General features: G+C 46.5%; 9 protein-coding genes. 3 read left to right on the forward strand and 6 right to left on the reverse strand.

Annotation, left to right across the window (positions count from 1 at the left end; translation table 11 throughout):
* Nucleotides 1-238 precede the first annotated feature (238 nt).
* Complete coding sequence (gene cysB, locus C942_RS02295) at nt 239-1,213, forward strand: HTH-type transcriptional regulator CysB (protein ID WP_036798388.1); 975 nt, start codon at nt 239-241, stop codon at nt 1,211-1,213.
* Nucleotides 1,214-1,338: 125 nt separating this feature from the next.
* Complete coding sequence (locus C942_RS02300; protein ID WP_007461997.1) at nt 1,339-2,538, forward strand: methyltransferase; 1,200 nt, start codon at nt 1,339-1,341, stop codon at nt 2,536-2,538.
* Between the two features lie 57 nt (nt 2,539-2,595).
* Here C942_RS02300 and C942_RS02305 read toward each other — a convergent pair whose 3' ends face one another.
* From C942_RS02305 to tyrP, 3 genes are all read right to left on the reverse strand, one after another.
* The gene (locus tag C942_RS02305) at nt 2,596-4,560 is read right to left on the reverse strand and encodes a putative bifunctional diguanylate cyclase/phosphodiesterase (protein WP_007461999.1); all 1,965 of its coding nucleotides are present in this window, start codon (nt 4,558-4,560) and stop codon (nt 2,596-2,598) included.
* Between the two features lie 250 nt (nt 4,561-4,810).
* Nucleotides 4,811-5,698 (reverse strand): DUF3943 domain-containing protein, encoded by an 888-nt coding sequence (locus C942_RS02310; protein WP_007462002.1) that lies wholly within the window; start codon nt 5,696-5,698, stop codon nt 4,811-4,813.
* A gap of 229 nt (nt 5,699-5,927) precedes the next feature.
* Nucleotides 5,928-7,136 (reverse strand): tyrosine transporter TyrP, encoded by a 1,209-nt coding sequence (gene tyrP, locus C942_RS02315; protein WP_007462003.1) that lies wholly within the window; start codon nt 7,134-7,136, stop codon nt 5,928-5,930.
* 506 nt (nt 7,137-7,642) lie between these two features.
* Here tyrP and C942_RS02320 point away from each other — a divergent pair.
* Complete coding sequence (locus C942_RS02320) at nt 7,643-8,848, forward strand: CinA family nicotinamide mononucleotide deamidase-related protein (protein ID WP_269744758.1); 1,206 nt, start codon at nt 7,643-7,645, stop codon at nt 8,846-8,848.
* Nucleotides 8,849-8,926: 78 nt separating this feature from the next.
* Here C942_RS02320 and C942_RS02325 read toward each other — a convergent pair whose 3' ends face one another.
* From C942_RS02325 to nrdA, 3 genes are read right to left on the reverse strand one after another with little or no spacing between them, the layout of a single operon-like run.
* A complete protein-coding gene (locus C942_RS02325; RefSeq protein ID WP_007462008.1) occupies nt 8,927-9,226 on the reverse strand; it encodes a 2Fe-2S iron-sulfur cluster-binding protein in 300 nt (99 codons plus the stop codon).
* Nucleotides 9,223-10,356 (reverse strand): class Ia ribonucleoside-diphosphate reductase subunit beta, encoded by a 1,134-nt coding sequence (nrdB, locus tag C942_RS02330; protein ID WP_007462009.1) that lies wholly within the window; start codon nt 10,354-10,356, stop codon nt 9,223-9,225. The genes C942_RS02325 and nrdB overlap by 4 nt, the downstream gene beginning before the upstream one ends.
* 53 nt (nt 10,357-10,409) lie before the next feature.
* Nucleotides 10,410-12,677: a class 1a ribonucleoside-diphosphate reductase subunit alpha gene (gene nrdA, locus C942_RS02335; RefSeq protein ID WP_036798489.1), complete on the reverse strand. Its 2,268-nt coding sequence runs from the start codon at nt 12,675-12,677 to the stop codon at nt 10,410-10,412.
* Nucleotides 12,678-12,688: the final 11 nt, after the last annotated feature.

Consider the following 12,688-nt stretch of genomic DNA (forward strand, 5'->3'; position numbering starts at 1 on the left):
TTGATATCTCTATCGATAAAAAGCATTAAGAGTAAAGCGCCTTGTTGTGCATCAGAAACATCTGCTTACAAGGTTTTCAGCATCCTTATCTCAGGATCACGCTTTAACAATAAAAAAGACGCTAACGGCTGGCAAAATAAAGCAGAAATGCTATGAAATTAACATGTTTTAACATATAACATGATGATATACATGGTTGGACTGATATGATGTAACGGACTATAAATTGGGCGGTACCATGAAATTACAACAGTTAAGGTATATTGTTGAGGTTGTTAATCATAACCTCAATGTTTCTTCTACAGCAGAGAGTTTGTATACATCTCAACCCGGCATCAGTAAACAGGTACGCCTGCTGGAAGATGAATTGGGTATTCAGATTTTTGAGCGTAGCGGCAAGCACCTGACAAAAGTAACGTCAGCCGGGGAAGATATTGTTCGTATTTCCCGTGATATTCTGTCACGTGTTGAGAGCATAAAATCCGTAGCAGGTGAGCATACCCATCCGGAAATGGGGACACTTAACATAGCGACAACCCATACACAGGCAAGATATGCGCTGCCTTCAGTGATACAAGGCTTTACGGCACGTTATCCTAAGGTGTCACTGCACATGCATCAGGGTACACCGTCTCAAATTGCTGATGCGGTTGCCAAAGGTACAACAGATTTTGCCATTGCGACGGAAGCGCTGCATCTTTACCAGGACATGATTATGTTGCCTTGTTACCACTGGAACCGTTCAATTGTGGTTAAGGCTGATCATCCGCTGGCTAAGAAATCGGAAATTACGATCCATGATCTGGCAGCCTACTCTTTGGTTACCTACGTCTTTGGTTTTACCGGCCGTTCAGAACTGGACAGTGCATTTAACCGTTCAGGCCTGACGCCGAGGATTGTCTTTACGGCAACTGATGCCGATGTGATTAAGACTTATGTTCGCTTGGGAATCGGTGTGGGTGTGATTGCCAGCATGGCAATGGATCCTGCCACTGACAGCGACTTGGTTGCTATTGATGCCAGCCATATCTTTGATGCTAGTACCACAAAGATAGGTTTCAAGAAAGGGACGTTCTTACGTTCATACATGTATGACTTTATGGAACGTTTCGCGCCGCACCTTACCCGGAATGTGGTCGATCAGGCTGTGGGTCTGAAGAATAATTCTGAAATTGAGGCATTGTTCTCGACTATGGACTTGCCAGTCAGATAACCAGAAACACCAGATAAGGGCTGCATTAAGGGTGACTTAGTGCAGTCCTTTTTTTTGTGTCTGTCGCTATCCCTGTTATAGAATGACCAGTTGTTTTATCGATCATGAATTCGAAGAGTGAGGCCATGTCTGGTTGTTTCCCGCAGTTTGAGCGACTTGATGAACTATTAACAAAAAATGTTGCGTTCTGGCAGTTCATGCCGTTTGCCTTTGAGCAGTTGGTGTGGGAGAAAAGTCAGCCTGAACTGTGTCAGTGGCTGATGTCATTAAGTGATGACGTTATCGAATGTTATATCCAAGATGGTAAAGTTCTTGCCGATGAGTTGGCTCGGTGGATTCCTGATGCGGTTGAGCTTTATGAGCTGTCTCATGTCACAGCTTATCCGATAGAAGATAAAGTGTTACCTAAAGGACTGGATGTTGGTATTCCCGGAAGAAAATGGCAACAAATTACTGCATTTAATGGCGCTATTCCGGCTTTGCAATTGCCATGGTTAGAGTGGTGTGCCGGCAAAGGCCATCTTGGCCGGGTTCTGGCGGCCAGTCACCAGATGCCGGTAACCAGCCTGGAATGGCAAAAAACATTATGTGATGAAGGTGACGTAGCTGCTCGACAGCTTAACTTACCCATACGTTTTATTCATGGTGATGCTTTTTCCCCTGAAAGTGAGCAGCACATTTGTGCTGAACAACACGCTGTGGCTCTTCATGCCTGTGGCGATCTCCATGTCTCGTTGTTGCAGCGTGTAACGGCGAAGCAGGGCAAAGCAGTAACCATCTCTCCTTGTTGTTACCATTTGATCCGCGATAAACAGTATCAGCCGTTATCACAAATAGGAAAGCAAAGTGAAATGGTGCTGAGCAAGCATGACCTTCGCCTGCCACTTCAGGAAACAGTGACAGCGGGTGAGCGTGTACGCCGTCAGCGCTTTGTTGAAGTGAGCTTTCGCCTCGGCTTTGACAGCCTTCAAAGGCATCTGCGCAGTAGTAATGATTACATGCCAGTTCCAAACGTCCAAAAAGCATTGTTAAATGATGGTTTTGCTGCATTTTGTCAATGGGCTGCAGAAAAGAAGGGGCTTAGTTTGCATGATGGCGTTGATTATGATCACTGGCAGTCGCAGGGGGAACAACGTTTTCACTTTGTTGACAGGATGGAGCTGGTGCGTCAATTGTTTAGGCGACCACTGGAGATGTGGCTGGTTTATGATCGGGCAAGCTATATGGAAGAGTCTGGTTATCGGGTTTCTGTCGGTACATTCTGTGATAAGCCGGTGACGCCGAGAAATATTCTTATTCATGCCCAGCTTAACCAGAAGAGTTGAGCTCGTAGAAAAAAGGCCTCTTTCGAGGCCTTTGAAATAGATAATAATTAATTATCTCTACGCAATATCCGGGATTTCATTGAGCAGGCTGAAGTTTCTTGCTTCCAGCTCATAGCTTGGCAGAGGTCTGCCAAGATAGAAGCCCTGACAGAAATCGAAGTTACAGGCTTGCAGATACTTTAGCTGGCTCAGGGTTTCAACACCTTCGGCAACAACTTTCAAATCAAGCTTTTCACAAATAGCTTGTGTCGCTTCGATTATCGCTTGGCTGCCTTTGTGTTCACCCTGAACAAAGCTGCGGTCCAGTTTTACCGTACTGATTGGCAAATCCTGCAGTTGGGAAAGAGAAGAGTAGCCTGTGCCAAAATCATCCAGGTAAAGCTCGATCCCAAGTGCATCAAGATCTTTGAGGCACTGTTTGGCTTCGTCATGTTCCTGCAGCATGGTGGACTCGGTCAGTTCCAGTGCCAGCTGTTTAGGATCGATATCATTCTCCTGAATCACCTGTTCAATACTGTGAGCAAGGCTGGACTGAAGCTGAGCCCGAGATAGATTGATGCTCATGACAAAGTTCTGATCATATTTCTTGCGCCAGTCAGCAAGTTGTTTGCAGGCGGTTTTGAGGATCCAGTGGCCTAGTGGAACGATTTGTCCGGTCTCTTCTGCCAGCGGAATAAACTCAGCAGGGGAAACATGTCCTAGTTCTTCGTTATGCCAGCGGATCAGTGCTTCAAAACCTTTCAGATCGCGTTTCTTTAAATCAATGATTGGTTGGTAATACAATTCAAACGCATCTTCTTCCAACGCCATTGTCATATGGTGACGTAGCGTCATCTTCCGGTACAGAGCATCGGCCATATCTGGAGAGAAACGGTGACTGCGGTTACGGCCTCGTAATTTGGCTCGATGCATTGCCATATCGGCTTGGGTGATTAGTGTTTCGATATCTTTGGCATCATCTGGAAAGCTGGAAATACCGATACTGCATCCTATTGACAGCTCACCTACTTCTTTAAGATGAAACGGCTTGTTCAGTGCGGCAATGATGTTTTTTGCAAAGACTGCCGGATCGGCGACGTTACGCTGCTCAACCTGAATGATGAATTCATCACCACCGAAACGAGCCAACAGGCCTTTGAATTTCACACATTCTTGAAGGCGAATGGCAATGGCGCGCAGTAGCTTGTCGCCGATGGCATGCCCGTATGTATCGTTAACCAGCTTAAAGCCGTCGATATCCAGGAAGAACAGGCTGTAGTGCTGTTGTTCATGCTGGTTTTCTGTGATGGCATCGCTGATGCCGCGGCGGTTCAGTAACCCTGTCAGGAAGTCATGTTCAGCATTGTACTTGGCAGTATGAAGCTGTTCTTTTTCCTGGCTTATATTAACAAGGTTTAGCAGTAACTGTTCTTTGTCCTGCAGCCACTTGCCATCAATGTCGAACCAGTAATGACTTTTACCTGTCCAACATAATTTTTTGTGGTGGATCGTACCGCGCTGGCGTGCTTCGTTAATCCAGTTATGGGATTGGTTTAAATCACCCAGAAAGCTGGCTAGATCATTAAGGTGGGCACCGAATGAGTGACTGAAAGCATTATTCGCACTGATCAAATCCCCCTCAGCCGAGAAGAGTAAAGCAAGATTTGAGCAGCCAGAGAAAGCCAGATCACGGCGAAGACTGGATTCTTCGGAAACGACTTCCACTAGCATAGCTGTCCGACCGTCTGAAAGCGGGATACCCGAAAAATGGCAAAGTGCTTTTTTCAATGTGTTGTTTGGAGAGAAGAACCACCATGTCTTGATGGCTTTCCCTTGCTGGAAACTTTCTTGGTAGTTATCGAGCATAGCACTGACAGCTTCGGACATATCAGCACCGAGATCTCTTGCAGTAAGTTCTTCTACGGAGTCAGTTTCCCAGAGTGGTAATGAGGCACTGTTGGCCCAGATGATTTTTTTCTGATGAAGATCATAGACCCACACCGGAGACTGAAGTCGATTGAAAAGTGAAAAGGTATGGTTCATTACCTGGTTGGGCTTATTATTTTGATACTTGTTATCAACAGGTTAGCTTAAAAAGCAATGTATAAATATGAAACAAGCAAAAATCCGTGAGCTTGCTTCACTAAATAAAAGGAAAGTCATACAAATTGAGTACGTATGGAATAGAATAATCTTTTTTGCTTTTTAAGCTGAAGGGCTGAATGAAATCCATGATGTCTTAGAAGAGATTTGCGAAGGTAACATTTTATTCAGCCCCAGTGAAATGGTGATGTTAGTTCAGTGGCAGTGATATTTGCAAACCAATAAACAGAGGGTCGTAGTTTGCACCGGCATCAAGGGCAAAGTTTGCAGCTTCAGTATTGCCGAACCACGGGGTGTAAGTTAGGCTGACATCCGTTTTGCCATCCCACCAGCCATTGACCCAGTAATGGATGTGACCCACTGGATTGAGTAAGAACAGGCTGACATCACCAAGAGTTTTAGATCCCATTACTTCACCGCCGTTAGCCGTAATTTCAGTTTCTGCTTGAAACATCCACTCACCCACCGCTGCGCCGAATAACGGTGTCACAATAATATCCTGAATTGAAGGGACTTCAGCAAAAGACTCCACACCATATTCCCAGAAAAAAGTCGACATGGTTGCTGAGTACAAAAATGATTCCCACTCATCAAAGCCGGCATGGCGGGCTGCAGTATAGTAAACGCCACCGAAGTAAGGGTGCATGATGTAGTTCAGGTAGTGATCATCTTCATCCCAAACAGGCCCTGCGCTGACATTATCCCACCATTTTTTCCCCAGGTTGCTTAGGTTTCTGTCTTCTTCATCCCAGTTAGTGACGCTTTCCGGTAATAAGGTCATCAAACCGACTGTGGCGAGGCTGAGACCCAAAATGGTGTAGGACTGACCGAGCAGATAATCCCAGTCTTTTTCCGGTGCGACAGAAAGGTGCATCGGAAGTGTATTGATCGACTGTGTATCAGCATCAACAGCAAATGGCATAGTCTCAGAGTCGGCATAATAGATCTGATCACTATAGTTGTTTAAAAATGTGTTTTGGGTATAGGTATTATAAGTTGATTGGGTATCGCTCCAGGCAATAGCAGGTCCGCTAAGCGAAAGGCCCAAAGCAATGGAAGATAAAACACAAGTGCGCAAGTTACGCTCCGAAATATAAAGCAGAACAGGATACGGAATAATTTAGTATCACTGAAAAAATGCTGGATTCATAGAGCGAAAATGAAAAGTTCTTGTCAAAAATCACGATATTAAAAGCAATTTAGCGAAACATCGCTTCTGTTTCGTGATAATTAGCTTTAATTGGAATAAAGGCCTGCATATGCAGGCCTTTTTGTAATTAGAGAACTTAACTGTTTGAACTCAAGTTTTAGCCCACGGCAGGAATTATCCCCGCCATCTGTAGGAACTGGGAAGCGATAATCATTAAACCCAGGCCGCTGGCGATGATAAGTGCCGGGTTACCACCACCAACTTTGTAGCTGTTACAGTTGGCAGGACGTTGACGACGTTGAGCCTTAACCATTGCGACTGGTAGGAAAATAGCAAGGATAACCAGTGCGATTGCTGCGAAGCCAAGAGCCATAATGAAGCCCTGAGGGTAAAACAGAGCAAAACAAAGCGGAGGAACAAAGGTCACTAATGCTGTTTGTACACGTCCCTTTGCCTGATCGTCGCGCTTCAGGGTGTCAGACAGGAAGTCAAATAGCCCTAGACTCACACCCAGGAATGAGGTTGCCAGCGCCAGGTCAGCAAAGATTGAAACCGATTGGCTGACCATTGGGTTGTGAAGCATATTGTTCAGGGTTCCGATAAATGTGCCCAGTGTGGTGCTGGCCATCAAATCCGGTTGGCTTAGTACGCCTTGGCTTGCCACCTGCCACAGTACGTAGATCATCAGTGGTGTCGCTGAACCAATAATCATGATTTTACGCAGTGCTTTCATGTCTAGGCCGACGTAGCGAACGATTGAAGGAATGCTGCCGTGAAAGCCGAATGAGGTGAAAATAACTGGTAGTGCTGATAGCAGAAGGCCTTTTTCAACAGGCATCTCGATCAGGTGAACGCTCTGTACATGTGGAACTAACAGGCAAAGCATAACCGTCAGCGCAACAATTTTCAGACCGAACAGAACACGGTTGACCATATCGACAGAATGGGTACCGACTGAAACCACAGAGGCAATCATCAGGGTAAAGAAAATGGTGCCTGTTTGCGGGCCGACGTTAAGCCCCATCCAGTTATTCAGTTTGTCGTTAAGCTGCGCGCCGCCACCTGCGATGTATGCTGCACACAGAGAGTAGAAAAGGAACATCATGGCGAAGCTGGCAATCAGCTGGCCTTTTTTACCTAATAGCTGATGGGCAAGGGTATGCAGGGTTGCGTCCTTGTCTGCGTGCTGATGGACTTCCAGCATTAGCAGGGCGGTGTAGTTCATCAGCGCCCAGATCCCGAACATAGTCAGTGTTGCTGTGGCAAAGCCTAAACCGGCAGAAGCAAGTGGAAGTGCCAACATACCGGCACCAATAGTTGTTCCGGCAATAATCAATGTACTGCCGAAAGTTTTGTTCATACTCATTTTATTTGTTGCTCCCAAATATTTGTGTCTGCTGCCGTTATGCGTTGTGGGAGAGGTTGGCAATATGAAGGACGCCGACCTGTGGTCTATCTCCCTGGTGAGGAAATGGCCACAATGGCGAAATCGAGATGAATGGGTTACGGGTGGTAACTTTTCTTTACACCTGATCGAGCCACTGTGGCTATCGATAGTAGGTGTAGCTGTAGTGCTTTTTCACGGTGGTTTACCTTTTCTTTAGCTGTAATGTCTAATATCTCATCATACAGTGATGATTGCGACTGACTGCTACCTTAAAGGGAGTTTTCCTGACTGTCAACTATTGTGTTTGTGTGTAAACCTAGCTTTACAATTGGTACGTGCCTGGCATCTTTCTGCATTTATAACTACTCATACTTGCCTGGTTTTATTGCATTATTGTTACTGTGCGATAAATCTGTATCGGCTGATGTAAATTGGTATAAGGTGTATAGAAAGCATATAAGTATCGCAACCAGAGGGGAAGCAAGTTGCACGTAGCAATGATCAGTACCGGGGAAGAGGTGTTGCATGGTGATATCACCGATACCAATGCAGCTTGGCTGTCACGTATTTTTTTCCAGCAAGGTTTTCCATTATCACGCAGAACAACAGTTGGCGATCACCTGGAAACATTGGCAGCTGAAATTGAGCACTGTAGTTTGATTGCTGATGTTGTGGTGGTTAATGGCGGGCTAGGGCCGACAACTGACGATCTCACGGCTCAGGCTGCTGCTGTCGCTGCGGGTTCTGGTCTGGAGCAATCGGATTATTGGGTTGAGCAGATGCAGGAAAAATATCGTGCTCTGGGCAGAGAAATGCCGCATACCAACCTTAAGCAAGCCATGTTGCCGGAAGGCGCAGAGCTACTGAAAAATCCGATAGGTACGGCTTGTGGTTTTGCAATGAAGCTGAACCGGGCTTGGTTGTATTTTACCCCGGGCGTACCTCGCGAATTCAAAATGATGGTTCAGGATGAAATTCTGCCTCGGATACGCGAGCGGTTTGAGCACAGCCATGCTAAAGACTGTCATCGTTTCTATACATTCGGACTGTCAGAATCTGGTATTGGTCAGCAGTTGCAGGATTTGAATGTGCCGGATGAGTATGAAGTCGGTTATCGTTCATCACTGCCTTTTATCGAGGTGAAGCTGTTCTCGCCAAAAGGAGATGGTATGGCTCCTCAGCTTCAACATCAGATGATTGAGTTGCTCGGCGACAATGTTGTGAGTGTTGAGCGTGAGTTGCCGATCCATGTCGGTCATGTTCTGAAGGAAAGGCAACTGCATCTGGCGTTACAAGAACAGTTCAGTGGAGGTTGGCTGACAAACTGGTTACAGGATTACCCTGACAGTCGGAAAGCGCTTTTACAGGGAAAAGTGGTACAGGAAAAAGCGTTGGTTAGCGATGTTCAGGTCGCAGATCCGTTACTTGCAGTAACGGTGCAGGCTCCATCAATCATGAAAGAAAGTGGAGCACAGCTGGCTCTGGTTTCCGGGGCTGAATATGAAGAAGGGATTCCGGTCGCTTTGATTACACCTGAAGGTGAGTGGGCGCAGATAATTAAGTCAAAACGCCATTATGAGTACCGAGCGTATCGCAATGTAATTGCAACTGTAATGTTGGATATGCTGAGACGTTATCTGGATGGAAAGCCGGTTATAGGGCAGTATGAATTTCTGACTCGTGTTCGCTAAATAAGTCAGAAAATAGAAATTAAGAGAGAATAAAAGAAAGAGGCTGAATGGCGTTTTAGCTAATGGCAATTGTTGCTATTAGTTGGTGCCGACAGCCTTTTTAGTTTCTGGCAAAGATGCCAACTGATAGTCGAATTCAACATCGACATCGGATTTTGGTATCGAACAGCACGCCAGTACTTCATTCGGAGCGATGAAGGCCATCGCATCACCTTGATCAATCGCCCCAGCTTTCAGCTTACACCGACAAGCTCCGCACATACCGGTACGACACTGAAATTCAGGTCGAAGTCCGGCTTTCTCCAACTGGTGCAGCAAGGGTTCACGGCTGTTGCCGTGAACCGTTTGTCCGTTAACCTTAATGGTTAATTGACTCATAGCTCGAAATCACCCAGATCGTCGGCGCTGACGTCGTTGTCAATCTGACCAACCAGGTAAGAACTGATTTCGGCTTCTTGTGGTGCTACCTGAACATTGTCGGAAGACAGCCATGAATTAATCCATGGGATCGGGTTCTGGGTTGCGCCAGGGTAAGCGTGATCCAAGCCAACTGCAGCCATACGAAGGTTAGAGATGTATTCAACGTACTGGCACAGGATGTCTTTGTTCAGACCGATCATGGAGCCATCTTTGAACAGGTATTCAGCCCACTCTTTTTCCTGCTCTGCGGCATCTTTAAAGATGTCGAAGCATTCTTGTTCACACTCTTTGGCAATTTCTGCCATTTCAGGATCATCCTGTCCGGTGCGAAGCAGGTTCAGAATGTGCTGAGTGCCTGTCAGGTGAAGTGCTTCATCTCGGGCAATCAGTTTGATGATCTTAGCGTTACCTTCCATCAGTTCACGCTCGGCAAAAGCGAACGAGCAGGCGAAACTGACGTAGAAGCGAATCGCTTCCAGTGCGTTAACTGACATCATGCACAGGTATAGCTTTTTCTTGATGTCACGCAGGTTGACGGTAATTGTCTCGCCGTTAACTGTATGCGAACCCTCACCAAGGCGGTGGTAGTCGTTGGTTGCAGTGATTAGATCATCATAGTACTTTGAAATATCGCCGGCACGTTTGATGATGTGCTCGTTATCCACGATATCGTCAAATACGATCGATGGGTCGGTTACGATGTTACGGATAATATGCGTATACGAGCGTGAGTGGATGGTCTCTGAGAAAGACCATGTTTCGATCCAGGTTTCCAGCTCAGGGATTGAAACGATCGGTAGCAGAGCAACGTTCGGGCTGCGGCCCTGAATGGAATCCAGCAGTGTCTGGTATTTCAGGTTGCTGATGAAGATGTGACGTTCGTGATCTGGCAGCTCGTTGTAGTCGATACGGTCACCAGATACGTCAACTTCTTCCGGGCGCCAGAAGAAAGACAGCTGTTTTTCGATCAGTTTTTCGAAAATTTCAAATTTCTGTTGGTCGTAGCGAGCAACGTTGACAGGCTGGCCAAAGAACATCGGTTCTTTTAGCTGATCATTGTTAGTTTGACAAAAAGTGCTATAAGCCATTATATCCTCAGCATCAAAGGGGAGCCGAAGCTCCCATTTAATTCGGTAATTCGTTAAATTTTGCAGCTTGTGCAGTCGTCTGCACCCATATCGCTCTGGCCGTCAGAGGCGCCGTCACGTGTATTGTGGTAATACAGGGTCTTCACACCAAGCTTGTATGCGGTCAGCAGATCTTTAAGCAGCAGCTTCATTGGTACCTTACCATTCGGCTGTGTGCTCGGGTCGTAGTTGGTGTTAGCTGAAATTGCCTGATCGATGAACTTTTGCATGATACCGACAAGCTGCAGGTAACCGTCATTGCTGCCAATGTTCCAGAGTAACTCGTAATTGTCTTTATACTTGCTGTATTCCGGCACGACCTGTTTCAGGATGCCGTCTTTAGACGCCTTAACTGATACGAAGCCGCGAGGTGGCTCAATACCATTGGTTGCGTTCGAGATCTGAGACGATGTCTCGGATGGCATCAGTGCTGACAGGGTTGAGTTACGCAGACCATGCGTTTTGATCTCTTCGCGCAGTGTTTCCCAGTCGTAGTTCAGTTCTGTCGTGCAAATTTTATCGATGTCCTTCTTGTAGGTATCGATAGGAAGGATACCTTGTGCATAGGTTGTTTCGTTGAATGCCGGACACGCACCTTGCTCTTTAGCCAGACCTAGAGATGCTTTCAGTAGGTAGTACTGAATTGCTTCAAATGCCTGGTGAGTCAGGTTGTTTGCACTGCCGTCAGAGTAACGCACACCGTGTTTCGCCAGGTAGTACGCAAAGTTGATCACACCAACACCCAGTGTACGGCGGTTCATTGTTGCGCGACGAGCTGCCGGCAGCGGGTAGTCTTGGTAATCAAGCAGGGCGTCAAGTGCGCGAACTGTCAAGTCTGCCAGCTCTTCAAGATCATCCAGTGAATCAATTGCACCCAGGTTGAATGCAGACAGGGTACACAGGGCAATCTCGCCGTTTTCGTCTTCAACGTTGTTTAGTGGCTTGGTTGGTAGCGCAATTTCAAGACACAGGTTAGACTGACGAATCGGAGCCACAGATGGATCAAACGGGCTGTGGGTATTACAGTGGTCAACATTCTGAATGTAGATACGGCCGGTTGACGCACGCTCCTGCATCAGCAGCGAGAACAGCTCAATGGCTTTAATGCTCTTGCGCTTGATGCTTTCGTCCTGCTCATATTTTACGTACAGACGCTCAAATTCGTCTTGATCGGCAAAGAAGGCATCATATAGGCCAGGAACATCTGACGGAGAGAACAGGCTGATGTTTTCGCCTTTGATCAGACGGGTGTACATCAGTTTGTTGATCTGTACGCCGTAGTCCATGTGACGGACACGGTTTTCCTCAACACCACGGTTGTTCTTCAATACCAGCAGTGATTCAACTTCACCGTGCCAGATAGGGTAGAACACAGTTGCCGCACCACCGCGTACACCGCCCTGAGAGCAGCATTTAACAGCAGTCTGGAAGTATTTGTAAAACGGGATACAACCCGTATGGAATGCCTCACCACCGCGGATTTCAGAGCCAAGGGCACGGATACGGCCTGCGTTGATACCGATACCGGCGCGCTGGGAAACGTAACGTACGATTGAGCTTGCTGTTGCGTTGATTGAGTCCAGGCTGTCGTCACACTCGATCAGTACGCATGAACTGAACTGACGGGTAGGAGTACGAACACCGGACATAATTGGCGTTGGCAGTGAGATCTTGAATGTTGATACTGCATCGTAAAAACGCTTGATGTAATCAAGACGAGTTTCTTTCGGATATTTCGCAAACAGGCATGCTGCGATCATAATGTACAGGAACTGTGCACTTTCGTAGATTTCGCCGGAAACACGGTTCTGTACCAGATATTTGCCTTCAAGTTGCTTAACTGCCGCGTATGAGAAGTTCATATCGCGCCAGTGATCGATGAAATCGTTCATCAGCTCGAATTCTTCTTTGGTGTAGTCTTCAAGCAGATGTTTGTCGTATTTGCCTTGCTCTACCAGGTTAGAAACATGGTTGTACAACGTTGGCGGTTCAAATTGACCGTACGCTTTCTTACGTAGGTGGAAGATCGCCAGACGTGCAGCAAGGTATTGATAATCTGGGGTTTCTTCTGAAATCAGGTCTGCTGCTGCTTTAATGATGGTTTCGTGAATATCTTCAGTTTTGATTCCGTCATAGAACTGAATGTGGGATTTTAGTTCGACTTGTGAAACCGAGACGTTCTCCAGGTCTTCCGCAGCCCATGCGATCACTCGGTGAATTTTATCTAAATCGATACTTTCTTTGCGTCCATCACGCTTGGTAACAGTTAGCTGTTGATTCATTTTTTGTAGTT

The sequence above is a fragment of the Photobacterium marinum genome, from assembly GCF_000331515.1.
Classification (GTDB): Bacteria; Pseudomonadota; Gammaproteobacteria; order Enterobacterales; family Vibrionaceae; genus Photobacterium; species Photobacterium marinum.

What these genes read in the sequence shown, in the direction of transcription:
- C942_RS02300 (WP_007461997.1), top strand. Translation starts at nt 1,339, where the DNA reads ATGTCTGGTTGTTTCCCGCAGTTTGAGCGACTTGATGAACTATTAACA.
- cysB (WP_036798388.1), top strand. Translation starts at nt 239, where the DNA reads ATGAAATTACAACAGTTAAGGTATATTGTTGAGGTTGTTAATCATAAC.
- C942_RS02305 (WP_007461999.1), bottom strand. Translation starts at nt 4,560, where the DNA reads ATGAACCATACCTTTTCACTTTTCAATCGACTTCAGTCTCCGGTGTGG.
- tyrP (WP_007462003.1), bottom strand. Translation starts at nt 7,136, where the DNA reads ATGAGTATGAACAAAACTTTCGGCAGTACATTGATTATTGCCGGAACA.
- nrdA (WP_036798489.1), bottom strand. Translation starts at nt 12,677, where the DNA reads ATGAATCAACAGCTAACTGTTACCAAGCGTGATGGACGCAAAGAAAGT.
- nrdB (WP_007462009.1), bottom strand. Translation starts at nt 10,356, where the DNA reads ATGGCTTATAGCACTTTTTGTCAAACTAACAATGATCAGCTAAAAGAA.
- C942_RS02325 (WP_007462008.1), bottom strand. Translation starts at nt 9,226, where the DNA reads ATGAGTCAATTAACCATTAAGGTTAACGGACAAACGGTTCACGGCAAC.